The 17123-nt window shown below is 39.1% G+C and carries 14 protein-coding genes and 1 other annotated feature; of the genes, 2 read left to right on the forward strand and 12 right to left on the reverse strand.

Annotation, left to right across the window (positions count from 1 at the left end; translation table 11 throughout):
* Positions 1-7 precede the first annotated feature (7 nt).
* The 4 genes from DOK79_RS00805 to DOK79_RS00820 are packed head-to-tail and all read right to left on the reverse strand — an operon-like array spanning position 8 to position 3418.
* A complete protein-coding gene (locus DOK79_RS00805; protein ID WP_206853500.1) occupies positions 8-592 on the reverse strand; it encodes a V-type ATP synthase subunit E in 585 nt (194 codons plus the stop codon).
* Positions 593-608: 16 nt separating this feature from the next.
* A complete protein-coding gene (locus tag DOK79_RS00810) occupies positions 609-1079 on the reverse strand; it encodes a V-type ATP synthase subunit K (RefSeq protein WP_206853497.1) in 471 nt (156 codons plus the stop codon).
* 25 nt (positions 1080-1104) lie between these two features.
* The gene (locus DOK79_RS00815) at positions 1105-3099 is read right to left on the reverse strand and encodes a V-type ATP synthase subunit I (protein ID WP_242542364.1); all 1995 of its coding nucleotides are present in this window, start codon (positions 3097-3099) and stop codon (positions 1105-1107) included.
* Positions 3086-3418: a hypothetical protein gene (locus tag DOK79_RS00820; protein ID WP_339092624.1), complete on the reverse strand. Its 333-nt coding sequence runs from the start codon at positions 3416-3418 to the stop codon at positions 3086-3088. Before DOK79_RS00820 ends, DOK79_RS00815 begins: the two co-directional genes overlap by 14 nt.
* 101 nt (positions 3419-3519) lie before the next feature.
* Positions 3520-3567: a sequence feature (sodium ion sensor (DUF1646 type); this cis-regulatory element may regulate processes involved in with the transportation of sodium ions), on the reverse strand.
* A 220-nt stretch (positions 3568-3787) separates the two neighbouring features.
* Between DOK79_RS00820 and DOK79_RS00825 the strand changes: the two genes are divergently transcribed.
* Positions 3788-4507: a gamma-glutamyl-gamma-aminobutyrate hydrolase family protein gene (locus tag DOK79_RS00825; RefSeq protein ID WP_206853492.1), complete on the forward strand. Its 720-nt coding sequence runs from the start codon at positions 3788-3790 to the stop codon at positions 4505-4507.
* Positions 4508-4604: 97 nt separating this feature from the next.
* Here the strand turns inward: DOK79_RS00825 and DOK79_RS00830 are convergent, their stop codons facing one another.
* The 8 genes from DOK79_RS00830 to zapA form a co-directional block, all read right to left on the reverse strand.
* The gene (locus DOK79_RS00830; protein WP_206853490.1) at positions 4605-6503 is read right to left on the reverse strand and encodes a fructose-1,6-bisphosphatase; all 1899 of its coding nucleotides are present in this window, start codon (positions 6501-6503) and stop codon (positions 4605-4607) included.
* A gap of 277 nt (positions 6504-6780) precedes the next feature.
* Positions 6781-8043 (reverse strand): ABC transporter permease, encoded by a 1263-nt coding sequence (locus tag DOK79_RS00835; protein WP_206853488.1) that lies wholly within the window; start codon positions 8041-8043, stop codon positions 6781-6783.
* Positions 8036-8935 carry an ABC transporter ATP-binding protein gene (locus DOK79_RS00840; protein ID WP_206853486.1) on the reverse strand — a complete coding sequence of 300 codons (900 nt, stop codon included), beginning with the start codon at positions 8933-8935 and terminating at the stop codon, positions 8036-8038. Before DOK79_RS00840 ends, DOK79_RS00835 begins: the two co-directional genes overlap by 8 nt.
* A 154-nt stretch (positions 8936-9089) precedes the next feature.
* Complete coding sequence (uvrC, locus tag DOK79_RS00845; protein ID WP_206853484.1) at positions 9090-10868, reverse strand: excinuclease ABC subunit UvrC; 1779 nt, start codon at positions 10866-10868, stop codon at positions 9090-9092.
* Positions 10869-11139: 271 nt separating this feature from the next.
* Positions 11140-11454: a thioredoxin gene (gene trxA, locus DOK79_RS00850; RefSeq protein ID WP_206853482.1), complete on the reverse strand. Its 315-nt coding sequence runs from the start codon at positions 11452-11454 to the stop codon at positions 11140-11142.
* Positions 11455-11539: 85 nt separating this feature from the next.
* Entirely contained in the window at positions 11540-13900 is a 2361-nt protein-coding gene (locus DOK79_RS00855; protein ID WP_206853480.1) for an endonuclease MutS2, read from the reverse strand.
* A 105-nt stretch (positions 13901-14005) separates the two neighbouring features.
* Positions 14006-14554 carry a CvpA family protein gene (locus DOK79_RS00860; RefSeq protein WP_206853478.1) on the reverse strand — a complete coding sequence of 183 codons (549 nt, stop codon included), beginning with the start codon at positions 14552-14554 and terminating at the stop codon, positions 14006-14008.
* A gap of 37 nt (positions 14555-14591) precedes the next feature.
* Positions 14592-15026: a cell division protein ZapA gene (gene zapA / locus DOK79_RS00865; RefSeq protein ID WP_206853476.1), complete on the reverse strand. Its 435-nt coding sequence runs from the start codon at positions 15024-15026 to the stop codon at positions 14592-14594.
* 1114 nt (positions 15027-16140) lie between these two features.
* Here zapA and rnhC point away from each other — a divergent pair.
* Positions 16141-17061: a ribonuclease HIII gene (gene rnhC, locus DOK79_RS00870; RefSeq protein WP_206853474.1), complete on the forward strand. Its 921-nt coding sequence runs from the start codon at positions 16141-16143 to the stop codon at positions 17059-17061.
* The last annotated feature ends 62 nt before the right edge of the window (positions 17062-17123 follow it).

Genomic DNA, 17123 nt, shown 5'->3' on the forward strand with positions numbered 1-17123 from the left:
TCCCTCCTTACTCGAATAGTTGTTTCGCAATCTCAAAGCGCATTTGTTCTTGCACTTCTTGAACCAGATCACTGTAGATAAAATTGTATTGGACACCTTGATCATCGATCAAAAATCCCGCTTCTTTTGCAATCGTTCGTTCACCCAAGTGCAAGGTGAAGGGCAAGATTTGATTCCACGTTTCCAACACTTCATTTGTTAGAATGGCAGCAGACTTTTCTCCAGCAAATAAGGAAACATCGCCAGACAAAGATAATGTCTGCACCATCTCGAACATGAAAGAAAGTTGGTCTTCTACTGACCAGTTTTCTAATTCTTGCCGAGCTTCAGTAAACAAGCGATGTAAAAACTCTTGTTTTTCATTAAGTGTCGCTTGACGTACTTCGACCTGTTGGCGATTTCTTAATTGACGATAATTTTTTTCGATTTCTTCAAGTTCTCTCGCTTTTGATTTTTCGTATTCTGCTTCTAAACGCGCACGTTCGCTTGTTACTTGCTGATCGATTTTTTCACGCTCTGCTTTTTCAAACGCCGCTCGTTCTGCTTCTGCTGTTTCATTCATTTGCTGAATGATGTTATCAATGGCGTTCATTTATTTTCCTCCTCGTTTAAGCATTCAACACTAATAAGAAAGAAATAACGAATCCTAAGATTGCGTATGTTTCAACCATCGCAGCATAGATGATCCCTTTTGTTGCATGTTCTGGTTTCTTCGCTAAGATTTGGATACCCGCAGCAGCCACTTTCCCTTGGGCGATACCAGAAAACAAACCAGTAAAGGCGATCGGTAGTGAAGCGCCTAAGAAATTCAATCCTTGGACAACGGACATATCTCCGTTTAGATTGATGAAGATCAAGAAGGCGATAACGAATCCATAAAGACCTTGCGTACCAGGTAGTAATTGTAAAATCAACGCTTGACCGAATTTTTCCGGTTGACTCGTCGTCAATGCTGCAGCAGCCTCACCAGTCATCCCTACACCTTTAGCTGAACCGATACCAGAAAAAATCGTTGCTGTTGCCATTGCTAATACCGCAAATACCATTCCACCATTTTGAGCAATTAAGTAATCCATCATTTTTTAAATTTCCTCCAACTTTTTTCTATTTTTTCTTATGATTGATATTGACATATTTTTCCGCTGTTTTCAGTGGATCGAAGGCTCGTCCGCCTCCGGTATAAAACTTGCCGAAAAATTCGACATACTGCAATCTTGCCCCATGCACGTAAGCACTCAGCAAGGTTAAGAACATATTCAACGCATGTAAGGCAATGATCAATAAGATCCCTACACTGAAACGAGCTGCTGGCGGCATAAAAGCAACCAACATGTTGAAAGCTGCGCCGATGCTCCCTCCAGAGATCCCGAGTGCCATCAAACGTGTATAACTCACTAGATCACCGATATAACCAGTCAACCCATACAAATTGTACGCACCTTTTGCGGCGCCTTTGACTTTTGAAGAAGATTGAAAAATCGGAATAAACAAAATACACAGCGCTGAAAAAATCGCCAGTCCTGCACCTAGATACACAAATGCGGTATTTTTGACAAGCATACTGCCGATCAGTACTAGAACAAGCCCGACTAAGATTCCTTGCCATGCGAACCCGTCATTGACCGCATCTAGATAATCTTTGCGCTTGATATGTTCTTTTGCTGCCAGAAACAACCCGACTAGGATTTGAATAAATCCAAAGATGACAGATAAGATCAAGATCGTATTCACATCTTCAGTCGTCGACAGCAGTGGAAATGGCAAATGAATGCCAGCGATTTCGGTTGGTAGTGCTTGTCCGAAAAACGAACTGTAAATAAATCCCCAAATGATCGACGGAATCGCTAGGATCTCGAAAAACTTAACAAACCGTTGCATGCCTCGTGGCAATACCAGTAATTTTTGAGCAATGATCGCACCCAATAACATAAGTAGTCCATAACCGATGTCAGCCACCATCATCCCAAAAAAGACGAGGTAAAAAGGCGTCATCCATGGGGTAGGATCGATTTCATGGTATTTGGGCAAACTGTACATTTCCGTCAGCAGCTCAAATGGTGCCACGATTGGATGATTTTTTAATTTCGTTGGGACTTCTTGATCGATCTCTTCTTCTGTCGGCTCTTCAAAGCTAAGATAGACTTCATCCGCTGATAATGTCGCTTCTACCAATTGGATCAGTTCTTGTTTTTCTTCTTCTCCGACCCAGCCTTGGACGACGATCAAGTAAGGCGCCATGACAAATCGATCTTTCACCGCTTCGCGTTCTACCATTGCTAGTAAAATCTCCTCCGCCCATTCCAACTCTTGGATGTAGCTACTGCAACGACCGATTTTGATCGCTAATTTTTTTTGTGCTTCATCGCACGCTTGCAACTCTTGTTTGACTTGCTGTAATTGTTCTTTAGGCGAGCGTTCATAAGGATAAGTTTCTTTCACAAAGCCATAACGAGTAGCGATCTCTTCCACAGCAACTGCTACTGTTTTTAGTACAACATACGTCAAGTAGACGAAATGATCGGTTTCGCTGATTTCTTCCACATAGACTTCTGGGACTTTTGCTAATTCTTCTCTAAACTCTGTTGCATTCGCAACGCTGATCGTTCCCATCACGACGGTTGTTTGCCGACTACTAAAATTTTGAGGTGTGAAGTCTAAGTTTGACCAGTGCGTCAACCATTCTTCTTGCTCTGACAGTTGTTCTCGTTTTTCTGACAGTGTTTCCCATTGTTTTTTCAAATCCAGTACTTCAGTTAATCTCTTCGTAAAATCTTCTTCCGAATAATCCGCTTCTAGCTCTTCCAAAGACAATTCTCTTCGTTTGAGATGTTGCTTTTTTTGTTGCTTGTCTCCATGGTGATCAATGAATTGAACAGCTTCTCTGGTTTGCATGATACGGCTAGAGAGTGCATTGAGGACCGGTTCTTTTTCAAAAATCGTGGCCTTAGGAAAATAAGTATCGACCCATTCATTATTTGTCTTTTCTTGAAAAAGATCGCGGATCTCGACGTTTTGGATCCCTTGGATCGTTTTCAGCAATGCCTCTTGGTTACGTTTATCGGAAATAAGAGTGACTTTTTCCATCTTAGTGACGGCCATAAGTTTCTTTCACCCTTTCAATGATCGCATCAACCGCTTGCTTTCGTTGCTTCTCATATTGTTCTTGCACAATGGATTGCAACCGTCTGGCATCTTCGTTCAATTTATTTTTTTCAGCAGCCGCTTGTTGCTGTTCTGCTTGTTTTTTTTCTTCAAGCAACTGTTCTAATCGTTGTTTTTGATCCGCACGAAGTTGATTCAATTCTGCTTCTTTGATTTGTTGGTAATCTTTTAGCTCTTGCTGAAGCTTTTGCATGGTTTGTTCATTTGCTTTTTCAGCTTGTTTGATTTTTTCTAAGGCTTCTAGCACATTTCCCACATCCTTCCTCTAAAAAAAAGAGGTACATTCTTTCTTTTTTCATTGAAAGTATGTACCTCTAAAAGATAACTTTAGATAAGCTAGGCACTTTCAAAAACATGTTCTTCTCACCCCTTGAAGAACCAGATCCTTGAAGCTTGCGCCCAACCTTTTTTATTTATTTCTTACCTACAATTATAACAAAACGAGGGGAAATTTCAACTATCTGATAAGGTTTCTTCCTCAAAAAGGCTATTACCGATAGTAAATGTGCAAGTTTAGATAATCTTCTTTCCTATTATATAATCACGTACGTTTTATAAAACAAATGTTTTTATTTTTTCTAAAGTATTGCTAAAATAATACTAGTGAATGAATGGAGGAAAATGTATGCAACAAAAAATCGGTATCGTGGCTAATCAGTTATTACGAGCAACAGAAACTTTCCAAGGGAATCAAGTCACTTACACTCCCCAAGGCTTTGTTAATGCAGTGAAGCAAGCAGGGGGCTTACCGGTACTTATACCTATTTCTTCCCCAGAGACTGCTAGCGATTATATCCAGATGGTCGACAAAATACTTCTTGCCGGTGGACAGGATGTTAGTCCTTCACTTTATAATGAAGCGCCTCACCCTAAACTGACAGAAACGAATCTGGATCGGGATTTGTTCGAGCAGGCGTTGATCAACGAAGCCTTGAAGCAGAACAAACCAATCTTAGCCGTATGTCGCGGGATGCAATTATTGAATGTCGCTTTAGGCGGCAATCTTTATCAAGATTTGACGTTGTATCCGAATTGGTCAGTAAAACATGAACAGCAACCCACTCCTCCACAATTTGCGACCCATGAGATCACAGTGGAACCAGATAGTTTGCTTCATGAGTTACTTCCTACTTCTTACTTTGTGAATTCTTATCATCACCAAGCAATAAGAGATCTCGCGCCCACACTGAAAGCAACGGCGTATTCGCCTGATGGATTAGTCGAGGCTGTTGAAAGCAATGAAGCAGAGCAACGAATACTTGGTGTACAATGGCACCCTGAACTGATTCACCAAAAAAATCCATTGGATCAAAAATTATTCGATTATTTTGTTCAATCGTTGTGATCGACACAAAATAGATAAAACGCCCAACTAGAAGAAACATGTTGTTTCGACTAGTTGGGCGTTTCATTTAATTCCTGCAACAAATCTCAATCATTCATTAACTCTTGCGATATTCAAGTAATTTTTTTAGTTGTTGGATCTGACGTTGTAAGTCATTTCCTTTTGTGGTGTCTCGATTTAATTTTCGTGGCAGTTGTTGATCAATGACTTTTTTGACTTCTGCTAAACCATTCGCCGTTTCAAATTGTTCTTCGATCCCTAAAAAAGGATAATGCGTCACGATTTGAAACCCATAAGAGTTACATAGCAATGAGTAGCCAGCAATTCCTGTCGTTTGTTGATATGCTTTGGATAATCCGCCATCGATCACGAAGACCGTCCCATCGGCTTTGATCGGCGACTCTCCTTTTTTTACTTTGACAGGGGTGTGTCCATTGATGATCACTGAACCAACAAGAGAAACGCCAAATTCACGCCGGACTTTTTGACTCAACCACTCAGTATCTCGTAACCGATAATAGGGATTACTGACTTCTACATGTGTTTCTTTTTCTGCTAAATAATAACGCTCAAACGTCGCCATCTTGCTTTTACCAAACAGCGGAGAATACGGACCGCTCCAAGCATACCAGATCAAATCAGTCGCCAAATCTTCTTTTTCTCTCGGTGATCGGGCACTTTCACGAATCTGTTCCTCGAAGAAAGCCATCAAACGTTTCCCCTGATAAGTCTCCTTTCCTAATTTAAAAGTTAGAAACTCCCCATTCTCATCTACTGGCATACATCCATGGAATAGCACACTCTGATTCGTGACTAGGTACATTCTTCCCTTTTCTAAAAGGAAAGCCATATGCTTTTGCATACGAAGCGAATGCTGAAAAGAATACATCAGGGTATCAATCACTTGTCGCTCTTCTTCCGTCAAGCGATTTGGCTGCTCCACAGCGATCGTCTGGAAACAAGGATGATGGATCGTGTATTCTTTATCATCTAATCGTAAATGATTCTTTTCGTAATCGATGCTCATGAGTAAATCTCGATCGGCCATCTCAAATTCTGGACGTCGTTCTAACAGTTGCGATTCTAACTTGAATTGCATGATCGCAAGCGCTTGATGGATCTTCTCCATTTCTTCTCTTTCACGTTCCGTCGAGTCTTGCATATTTTTAGGCGTAAACAACGGATTCGTCTGGTACGTGTCTGTCGCAAACGAACATAAAGGACGAAGATTTAGCGCATATTCTTTTTCTAATTCAAACAAATAATTATACCGCGCAGCGATACGCAACAAGGTCAATAAACAAGTTTCAGAGCCACAATAAGCACCCAACCACAAAATATCATGATTTCCCCATTGGATATCAGTCGAAGGAAGTTCCATCAGGCGATCCATCACTTTAGCAGCTTGTGTCCCCCGATCAAAGATATCTCCGACTACATGGACATGATCGATCACCATTCGCTGAATCGTACGGGCTAATTTTTTTAAAAAGCGTTCTTCTTCATTCATCTCGATCAGCTGATCAACGATTTTACGCACATAAGATTTTTTTCCTTGCACACGATCATCGATGTACAGTAATTCTTCAATAATATAACTATATTCTTTAGGCAATCCTTTTCTTACTTTTGACCTTGTATACTTGATAGAAGTGAATCGCAATAACTCGATCAACTGATGGATCAATGTCGCTTTGTCTTCATTTTCATACCAGTCAGTCGCTAGTGCGTACTCTGGATAAGCAACAAAAATCGTTAATCGTTTCATTTCCTCTTCACTCAAACAATCTTGAAACAAATCTTTGATTTTCTCGCGCAGATTCCCTGAACCATTTCTTAAAATGTGATCAAACGCGGGAAACTCACCATGAATATCACTTAAAAATAATTCAGTTCCTTTGGGTAGTTGCAAGATCGCTTCTAAATTGATGATCTCCGTAATGACTTCTTCTTTTGTTGGGAATTTTTCTGACAATAACTCTAAATATTGATCCATCCAAACGCCTCCAAAATTGGTATACCTAAAATTATAGGATACATATCAACTTATTTCAACAAATACAGTAAACAAAACCATAAATAGGTATATGAGATACCGTCAAAGATACTTAAAAGAAGCGTCCGAGATACTAGCCCCAGCATTCTCCTTAACTTTAGATGATCGGTATGGCAAAGTTAACTTCTTCATAAAAAAAGAGGCATCCGAAAATTATTAAAATTTTCAGATGCCTCGTCTTATTTTAGCTGAACACTACTTGTCACAGCTTTACGCTTTATTTCTTTTTCCGTTCATTCTTCATGATCGAAATCGATTGTTTCAATGAAGTCCAAATACCACCTTCACTGTATACAAGAACGTTTGACTTATACATATTTGCAGATAGGAACATCAATACAAACGTGATGATCACTAACACGACTAGAGAAATCAATGCGCCACTTATTTCAACCGTTTCATTTGCTAAACGGATCGGCATGATATAAGAAGATAAAAATGGAATATATGACGTGATGCGAATCACGATGTTATTAGGATCAGATGCGCCAAGGATCAAGCCGAGCATATATCCACCTAAAGAAAGATAAGTCACTGGTAGGATCGCTTTTGCTGTATCTTCGGCTTTGTTGACTAATGAGCCACATAATGCCGCTAAGACAGCATAGATCAAGATTCCAAAGAACATGAATAGTAGAGAATACCATAAGAATGGACCGAAAATACTATCGAGAGAAATCCCATCTAGTACATTTTTGACGATCTCCATATCTTTGAACTGGTTGAACCCTACAGCAAAGATGATGCCGTATAAAGCCATTTGAGTGACGGCTACTAATAGTACACCGGTCAGTTTACCATAAAAATGTTTTTGAGCCGTGGTACTAGATAAAATCACTTCCATGATTCTTGTGCCTTTTTCTGAAGCAATCTCTTGTGCGATGATTTGTGCATACGTCAAAATGATAATAAATAAAATGATCGTAGCCACATAACTAATTGCATATTGAACCGCTGAGTTATCTTCTCCAATTGTCATTTCGCCATTTGCATCGAAGCTGACTTTTTGTCTTGAGAATGACGCCGGTTGACTTAAAGCCGCCACTTCTTCTGGAGAGATCCCTAAACTACTTGCCCGCATCATCGATTGTAAGCCCGTCAACTGCTGTTGGATCAACAGCTGCGTAGCTTGGCCTAATGAGTTTTCACTGAATAATTCTCCAGTTACTTCGCCATTATCTGTTGTGACGACCATATAAGCATCGATTTTTTCATCAGATAACTCACTTTTTGCTTCATCTTCTGATGAGAAAGCTTCAAAGTGGAAATCCCCCATGTCTGATTGACTCAAATAATCAGTGATTTGTTGATCTTCAGCAATCACACCGATTTTATCGGTTTCGCTATTTTGTTGCGCAAAATTCCCTGCCAAATAGATAACACCCATCAAGACAAATGGTACAAGGATCATAATAATAAACGAAATCGATTTCACATTTTTCAAATACACATCTTTGGTGATGATCCAAAACTTACGCATGTAGCTCACCTGCTTTCATCTTGAAGATTTCCTCTAAAGTAGGTGGTTGTTGGTTGAACATCGGGATATAACCAAACTGTGTTGCCCGAGTAAAGATCTCTTTTCCGACATCTGGATGATCTAGCGTGATCTCCAACGATTGATCTTCACGAAGAACCACTTTTTGAACGCCTTCGATTTCTTCAATTTCTTGTTGCGACAAGCCAGATTCCAAAAACAGCTTTGTCCGTCCAAACGCTTCACGAATCTCGTGGACTTTTCCATCTAACACCATCTCGCCATTACGCAACATGATCAAATGGTCACAAATCTTCTCAACATTGTCCATGTTATGACTGGAGAAAATGACACATGAGCCATTCTTCTTCAACTCAATGATCCCATCTTTCAGTAACTCTGCATTGACTGGGTCTAAGCCACTGAAGGGTTCATCTAAAATGATCAGCTTAGGTTCGTGGATCAGTGTTGCAATCAGTTGGACTTTTTGCTGATTCCCTTTTGATAAGGACTTTACTTTATCTGTTTTCTTTCCTTTTACTTGGAATTTCTCCATCCAAAAGTCGATCTTCGGTTCAATCTCTTTTTTGGTTTTCCCACGCAATTCAGCAAAATAGATCAACTGTTCTTGAATTGAGACTTTGGGATAAAGCCCTCTTTCTTCAGGTAAATACCCAATGATATCGTAATCTTTTTCACTCAAGTGATGACCATTCCATAACACTTCTCCTTGATCTTGCGTCAAAAAATCTAAAATCAACCGAAAAGTCGTTGTCTTCCCTGCACCATTTTGCCCAATCAATCCCATGATTTTCCCGTCAGGTATTTGAAAAGAAACGTGATCAACAGCTGTATAACTGCCAAACGTCTTTACTAAATCCTTTACTTCTAACATTTTTCCACTCCTTTATCCTAAACTTCTATATCCATTACGTGACAACAAAAAAATAATTGCGAAACAAAAACTATTGTTATTGTTTTTTATTGTACATATGAAAATGATAGGACACTTTACAGTTTTTGTAAAGCGCCCTCAATTCAAATTTTTTTCAACTTTCATGCAGTTTATTGAATACATTTTGTGCCACGTTTTTCGGTAGACCAATCTCTTGTAATTCTTCGATCGATGCTGCGGTGATGTTTTTTAACGATTTGAACTCTTTTAACAACATTTTTTTCCGTTTTGGACCTAATCCTTCAATTTCATCCAAGCGCGAAGCAAAACTATTCTTACTACGCAGTTGGCGGTGAAATGTGATTGCAAACCGATGGACTTCATCTTGGATACGTTGCAATAAAAAGAACTCCGGCGAATTTCTTTCAAGGGGTACGACTTCCAATTCATTTCCAAACAATAATTCATTTGTTTTATGTTTGTCGTTTTTAGCCATCCCAGCTACTGGAATGTCGATTCCTAATTGATTTTCGAGAACATCTTTTGCTACATCCACTTGACCTTTCCCACCATCGATCAAAATAAGATCAGGTAAAGGAAGTTCTTCTCGTATCACCCGAGCGTAACGACGGTAGATCACTTCTCGCATGGAGGCATAGTCGTCTGGTCCGACAACCGTTTTTATTTTATATTTTCGATACTCTTTTTTTGCTGGTTTTCCGTCGATAAATACGACCATGGCGGCAACTGGATCAGTCCCCATAATATTGGAGTTATCAAACGATTCGATGCGGATAGGTGCTGGAATGTTCATAGCATTACCTAGACGTTCGATGGCACCAATCGTTCGTTCTTGTTTTCTAGCAATTAAATCAAAGCGTTCGTTCAATGCGACTCTTGCATTTTTATTGGCTAGCTCCACTAATTTTTTCTTTTCACCACGTTTTGGTTGGATGACCTTAGTCGCTAACAATGCTTCCACACTTGGCTGATCGATCGTATCAGGAATCACGACTTCTTTTGGAATGAAGTGTTCATTTTCTTGATAAAATTGACCGATGTACGTTAAGAAATCTTCTTCAGCTTCATTATAAAAAGGAATGATCGATACATCTCGTTCAATCAACTTTCCTTGACGTACAAAGAATACTTGGACACACATCCACCCTTTGTCAATCGCATAGCCAAAGACATCGCGATCAATCAAATCGGTATTCGTCATTTTTTGTCTTGTCATGATCGTTTCGATCGCTCTGATTTGATCTCGGTATTCTGCTGCTTTTTCAAATTCCATATTTTCTGCCGCTTTATTCATTTTCTCATGGATCTCAGCTTCGATTGTTTCATAACCGCCATTCAAAAAGCGTTTGACTTCATTCACGATGCTGGTATATTCCGCTGGATCTACATCAAAATAATAAGGACATAAACACTGACCTAAATGATAGTAAAGACAAGGTTCCTTTGTCTGACTGGGTTTGCATTTTCGCAACGGAAATAAACGATCTAAAATCTTTTTCGTTTCATTCGCTGCACCAACGTCGGGATAAGGTCCGAAGTAAAAAGCTTTATCTTTTAAGACCTTCCGAGTAATCACTAACCGTGGATATTTTTCATTCGTGATTTTTAAAAAAGGATATGTTTTATCATCCTTTAGCATAATGTTGTACTTAGGATCATTCTTTTTGATCAAATTGATTTCTAAAAGTAAAGCTTCGATATTAGATTCTGTGACGATATATTCAAAATCCTCGATCTCACTGACTAATCGCTCGGTTTTCGTGTTATGACTTCCCGTAAAATAGGAACGCACACGATTTTTCAAGACCTTGGCTTTTCCTACATAAATGATCGTGCCGTTTTTGTCTTTCATCAAATAGCAGCCAGGCTGATCAGGTAGTAATGCCAATTTATTTTTTATTCGTTCATTCATGATGACTGCTCCTTTACATTTCCGATATCGCTATTATAACAGAGGTTGGAAGAGAAGTATCAAGGGAAGAGAAATAAGAATGTTTTTTAAAAATCTGTTCTGTAAAACTTTGTTTCTCTTCCCAATTTTTTCAAAAAAGTTACTTCTAGCTCGCTTGATCTACTTTTTGTATTTCACAGCCCCAGCCCTTTAGATGGTTTTTAAGTCGCAAAAAAACCGAGACAGCAATCCATATGATTGTTGTCTCAGTCTGATTTAGTGGTTACTTATCTTATAAGTGTTGGGCAATCATTTGACGTAATTGCTCTTTTGATTGGACACCGATCGCTTTTTCGACTACTTCGCCGTCTTTTTTCAAAAGTAATGTTGGAATACTCATGATCCCGAATTGTTGAGGCGTTTCAGGATTTTCATCAACATCCATCTTCACGATTCTGAATTCATCTTCATCGTATTCTTCTTCTAGTTGGTCTAGAATTGGCGCTTGCATTCGACAAGGTCCACACCAAGTTGCCCAAAAGTCGATCAAAACTAATCCTTTATCTGTTTCTTCGTTGAATGTTGCATCTGTAATTACTTGAGCCATATCAAAGACCTCCATTTATTAGTCTATTCTTAGTATAGCACTATTGATGTTGAGATACGAGCTATTTGCTTACCTTTAGTAAGTTTTATTTAAATTTAACAATCGTCGCACCATTACCACCTTGGTTTCCTGGCGCAAAATCAAAGCTCTTCACACTGCGATGATTTTTCAAATAATCGGTGATTCCTGTTCTTAATGCTCCTGTCCCTTTTCCATGGACGATCGTTACTTGAGCATAGCCAGCTAAGATTGCCGCATCTAAATATAGATCGACTTCATTCAGTGCTTCTTCATAGCGTTTCCCACGAAGATCAAGTTGGTTAGAGACCGCTGAATTGGCATCTGAGCGAACAGTATGGATCACTCGTTGTTGTGGTTCTTTTTGTGGCGCGATCGGTGTCAATTCGCTTTCATAGACATTCATCTTTAAGATACCGATCTCCACTTGCCACTGGTTGCCATTTTTACGTAATAACGTACCACGTTGCCCATACGTCGTGACTAACACTTCATCACCTGGTTTTAACGTTTTCTGTTCTTTCGCTTTTTTCAAGACTTTATTTTTCTTCAGTTGTTCTTCTTGATGCAAGTTTGCCAACTGTGATTTTGCATCGATCAATTGATGCTCCTTCACTGTCCCTTGTCCTACTTGTTTTTGTAAATTGCGAATATCTGCGATGATTTTTTCTGCATTCTCTTCTGCTTCAGAAACGAGTGCATTGGCTTTTTGTTTTGCTTTTGCCATTTCTTGTTCACGTTCTTCAAAGAAGTAACTGTATGCTTCTTTCAAATCATTGTAAAGGCGTTGCGCTTCATCGACATAATGACGCATTTCTAAATATTCTGTTTCTGCCATTTTTCGACGATTTTCTAAGTCAGTGATCATTTCGTTCAAGTCTTGACTTTCATCATTCATCAATTGCTTTGCTTCATCGATGACTTGGTTGTCTAACCCTAGACGACTTGAAATCTCAAATGCATTACTTCTACCCGGTACACCGATCAACAGACGGTAAGTCGGGCTAAGGGTATCCACATTGAACTCCATACTTGCATTGATGGTATTTGAACGATTGTAGCCATAGACTTTCAATTCAGGATAGTGAGTCGTTGCCATCACGTATGCTGATTTCTTTCCAAGATCATCTAAAATAGCGATCGCCAAAGCCGCACCTTCTTGCGGATCAGTTCCCGCACCTAGTTCGTCAAATAAAACTAAACTTTTTTCATTGACTTTTGAAAGGATATCCACAGTGTTCGTCATATGTGAGGAGAAAGTCGATAAACTCTGTTCGATCGATTGTTCATCCCCGATATCTGCAAAAATATCTTCAAAGATCCCGATTTGGCTCTCTTCATCCGCTGGGATCGGTAAACCTGCTTGCCCCATCAGTTGCAATAAGCCGAGTGTTTTCAAGGTGATTGTTTTCCCACCAGTATTCGGCCCAGTAATGACGATGGCTTGATAGTTTTCCCCAATCGAGATATCGTTTGGCACAACTTTCTCTTGATCAATCAACGGGTGTCTAGCTTGCTTCAAATCAACAATGTTTTCTGTGCTGATCGTTGGCACGATCGCCTTCAATTCTTTCCCAAAACGTGCTTTCGCATTCATCAAATCCATTTTACCGATGACAAATGCATTGTGGAGGATCTCTTGACGATGAGGGACTAACTCTGCTGATAATTCACTTAAAATTCGTTGGATCTCATTGCGTTCCGCGATTTGGTACTGGCGCAAACGATTATTCAATTCAACGACTTGTTTTGGCTCGACGAATAATGTTTGACCCGAAGAACTTTGGTCGTGGACGACACCACCAAAGACACCACGATATTCTTGTTTTACTGGAATAACATAGCGATCATTTCGCATCGTGATGATGGCATCGCTCAGGTATTTGGCATTTTTTCCACGGACGATCCCATCTAGTTGTTCTCTGACCGCTTGTTCACTTCTCCGGATATTTTGGCGGATCGTCTTCAACTCAGGAGACGCATCGTCTGTCACCCGGCCATCATCGTCGATTGCTTCTTTCAAGCGACGACTTAGTGAAGGAATCGCAACTAATTGATCGGACCAAAAATAAAGACGTTCAAACTCGATTTCGCTATCTGCTAGATCATCAATGAAACGACGTAATTCGCTAGTGGTAGAAAGAACGCGTGACACTTGTGCGAGTTCAAGCCCATTCAGATCAGCACCGATCTCGATTCGTTTCATATGGGGGCGAATATTTTCTAATTTAGGGATCGGGATACCGCCACGTAGGCGTTGGACTTTTAGACCATCCTCCGTTTCGTTTAACCAGTATCTGATCGTTTCTTCTTCATTCACTGGCACAAGTTGAGCTAATTCTTCTTGCCCTTGTGCTGTGATCACGAACTGTCGCACTTGTTGTTTTACTTTTTCAAACTCTAATGTTTCAAGGATACGTTTATTCATTTTTTTCACCTTACTTTCACTAAAAAAGAGGCAGAGGGCTAAGCAGTCTACAAGACTAACCGACACCTTCATAGCCTCTGTCATTGACAAGAAATAATCTCTTACTTAATTGATCACTTGTGTCACCCATAGATCATAGATCCTATTTGCTAAAATCGGTGTTCGCTCGACCATAAATGTCGCCAGGTTATTGCCGCTGAATTGATTTTGGATAAATCCTACTGGAATAAACGTCAGCAAACGCAAAACTAAAAACAACGAAATATAGGTAATGATGACGGACAAGACTCCTCCTGCCACCCAATCCAATTGTTTGAGTACTGGAATGAACGTCAATCCGTGCGCGAAAACCCCGATGAATCGTGTAATCAGCCAACCGACAAATAAAATGATCAAGAACGCCACACCTGCATAAAAAGCTTCATCTAATTTGAACGAAAACGCTTGATCAAAAAAAACTAAGTTAGAATTAGCTGTTACCGCAGGATAAGGAATAAATAATTGCAGATGACTGGCTAAGGTTTTGTAATAGGTTTGCGCTACTAGAAACGATACAAAATAGCCAATCAGATAGATGGCTTGTAACGCAAAGCCGCGACTTGCCCCAGAAAAAAATGCAATCAGCAAAATAAATAAAATCAAAAGACTAAGCATACATTCTTCCTTTCTCTTCTATATAATACTTATTATATCAGTTCGAAGATCTTTGTTTGATTTGATCTTTTCTTTTTTCGTTTAAAATCTGTTGAGCTTCCACATGATTTTTGATCTCATGGTCGCTTCCACTTTCTTTTAATACTTCTCGTGCTTCATTTTCAATTGCTTCGATTCGTTTGATGCGATTCTCCATTTCTGTGTATCTGACCATTTTTTGTTTCAGTTCAGTGACTTCTTTGATCAATTTCAGATTTTTTTCCTGTCTTTTCAATTGATCTGAAAATGCATTGACTGCTAATAAAATAGCTGCTTGTTCATTGTCTAATTGAGGGGACAATTCTTTTAATTCAGCTAATTGTTCATTGATTAGTTTCGTGACCATATCCATATGCTGTTTTGACTCTTGCCCGATAATGGTATATGTTTGATCTGCAATCACAGCTTTATAGCGTGTTTTTTCATGTGACATATGAATCCGTCTCCTCCTATTGCCAAAAATATTAACTAGTGTACCATATAGTTAAGTAATTAACTGTACACACAAGGCTTCATTATAAATACTTTACTATTATATGATAAACTTTGCAAAAATGCTATGTGTGCATTGATTTCAAATCAGCTGGACCTAGTCAAAAAAACCTTTTCACACAGCTTGATCGAAACAGGAGGAATCAACAGTTAAATTAAGTCTATAGATACCTATAAAATTAGCATCTAAACTGCAAGATATGGCGTATTTTTAGTTATGAAAGGATAATGATAACGTCGATTTAGTTGAACAATTGCCAATAAAGTCATCGGTCTACAAATTTTTTGACTGGGAACCATTCTTAGTATCAAAGCTTTAGCAGTTGCCTAAACAGCTGAATCTACAAAAATAGGGACGAAATAGTAAGAAGAAAATTGAACGCTTTTGTGTCGGTTACAGCGCAAAGCTTCTCAAAAATGCGAGATGAATAAGGAGGGAACCCTATTTGTCAAAACATGTAACATCTATAAATTAAAAAAATGACAGATACAGCGAAAACTAGCAAATCTTCGTCAGAACTCTATTCATCAAACAACGACAGAGATCGTGAAAACCAAATGATCAAAAATTGTTGCTGAAACATTGGATGTAAAGGTCATGATGAAAAATAAGCATTTAGCCAAATCAGTAGCGAAAGTTCTATGGATTCAAACGTCAGTTTCAATAGAAATTTGAAAATGATGGCCTTGAGTGAATAGAAGCAGATCGATTTTATCTAAGTTCTAAACGATGCCACAAAGATTGGACATAAGAAAATAGGTTTAAAAATATCTGATCGCAATGATCATTACGAGAACTGAAGTTATACAATAGATCGAGGTAAGACCAGTCTGAATTTAGCGAGTTATCGTAATTGATTTACGGTTTTTTAATCAAATAAAAACCTAGAATGATAGGATTCGTTGTATCCGAATTAACGCCTGTGGAGTGTCAGAACAAACGAGAGTAGCAAGAAAGTGGCAAAATCGGACACGGAGAAACAGGAATCAAACATTGATCTGACAACTTTTATTGTTGGTTAGAAATATTTATAGATTTTTTGGCAACGGAACGAATGAGTAATATTATCTTAAAAGTAACACCAAATCAACTAGCAACGATGAAAGACGCCTATCGTGCGTTTTTAGTACAAAAGCCAATCCCTTATACCCATTTTTCAGCTAAGAAAAATGGAACGACGATCACCGCCTATACGTCAGGTAAAGTGATGTTCCAAGGAAGCGGCGCCGAACAAGAAGCAGCCAAATGGGGAACTCCCCTTGCGCCAAAAAAATCATCTCAAGCTGGCGCTGGTTCTGCTTCCTTACCAAAGGATTTACAAACACTCTCTGTGTTGGGTAGTGATGAAGTCGGCAACGGCAGCTACTTTGGTCCATTGACTGTTTGTGCTGCTTATGTAGACCAGACAAAACTTAAAGAATTACGCACATTAGGTGTCAAAGATTCAAAAGAACTAAAAGATGCGCAGATTATCCAATTAGCCAAAGTGTTAAAGGAAACAATCCCTTATCAATTATTGGTTTTACCGCCTAAAAAATACAATGAGATCCAACCCACGTACAATGCAGTGCGGATGAAAGTTGCTTTGCACAATCAAGCCATCCACTTATTGTTACAAAAGATTGCGCCTGTCAAACCGGATGCCATTTTGATCGATCAGTTCACACCGGAAGCTAACTTTAAAAAATATGCCCGCTCAGAAAAAAATCAAATACAAGAAAAACTTTACTTTGTAACGAAAGGTGAACAATATCATTTAGCGGTTGCTGCAGCCTCGATCATTAGTCGAGCAAGCTTTTTAGAAGAGTTGGATAAAGCTTCCGCTGAACTTGGGATCACTCTCCCATCTGGCGCTGGTACAAAATCTGATCAAGTAGCTGCAGCCATCCTAAAAAAAGGTGGCGAAGCTTTATTGGCAAATTATGCAAAATTACATTTTGCGAATACGGAAAAAGCAAAAAAACTTGCCAATTAAGTATTTGTTATAAAACTCTTGCAATTAGAATTGCAGGATCAATCAATTGATTTTTTACGTCA

Source organism: Enterococcus sp. DIV1094, from assembly GCF_017316305.2.
Classification (GTDB): Bacteria; Bacillota; Bacilli; order Lactobacillales; family Enterococcaceae; genus Enterococcus_B; species Enterococcus_B mangumiae.

Bases quoted from the DNA above. Each gene is read 5' to 3' on its own strand.
- DOK79_RS00805 (WP_206853500.1), bottom strand. From the start codon at position 592: ATGAACGCCATTGATAACATCATTCAGCAAATGAATGAAACAGCAGAA.
- DOK79_RS00810 (WP_206853497.1), bottom strand. From the start codon at position 1,079: ATGATGGATTACTTAATTGCTCAAAATGGTGGAATGGTATTTGCGGTA.
- DOK79_RS00815 (WP_242542364.1), bottom strand. From the start codon at position 3,099: ATGGCCGTCACTAAGATGGAAAAAGTCACTCTTATTTCCGATAAACGT.
- DOK79_RS00825 (WP_206853492.1), top strand. From the start codon at position 3,788: ATGCAACAAAAAATCGGTATCGTGGCTAATCAGTTATTACGAGCAACA.
- DOK79_RS00830 (WP_206853490.1), bottom strand. From the start codon at position 6,503: ATGGATCAATATTTAGAGTTATTGTCAGAAAAATTCCCAACAAAAGAA.
- DOK79_RS00835 (WP_206853488.1), bottom strand. From the start codon at position 8,043: ATGCGTAAGTTTTGGATCATCACCAAAGATGTGTATTTGAAAAATGTG.
- DOK79_RS00840 (WP_206853486.1), bottom strand. From the start codon at position 8,935: ATGTTAGAAGTAAAGGATTTAGTAAAGACGTTTGGCAGTTATACAGCT.
- uvrC (WP_206853484.1), bottom strand. From the start codon at position 10,868: ATGAATGAACGAATAAAAAATAAATTGGCATTACTACCTGATCAGCCT.
- trxA (WP_206853482.1), bottom strand. From the start codon at position 11,454: ATGGCTCAAGTAATTACAGATGCAACATTCAACGAAGAAACAGATAAA.
- DOK79_RS00855 (WP_206853480.1), bottom strand. From the start codon at position 13,900: ATGAATAAACGTATCCTTGAAACATTAGAGTTTGAAAAAGTAAAACAA.
- DOK79_RS00860 (WP_206853478.1), bottom strand. From the start codon at position 14,554: ATGCTTAGTCTTTTGATTTTATTTATTTTGCTGATTGCATTTTTTTCT.
- zapA (WP_206853476.1), bottom strand. From the start codon at position 15,026: ATGTCACATGAAAAAACACGCTATAAAGCTGTGATTGCAGATCAAACA.
- rnhC (WP_206853474.1), top strand. From the start codon at position 16,141: ATGAGTAATATTATCTTAAAAGTAACACCAAATCAACTAGCAACGATG.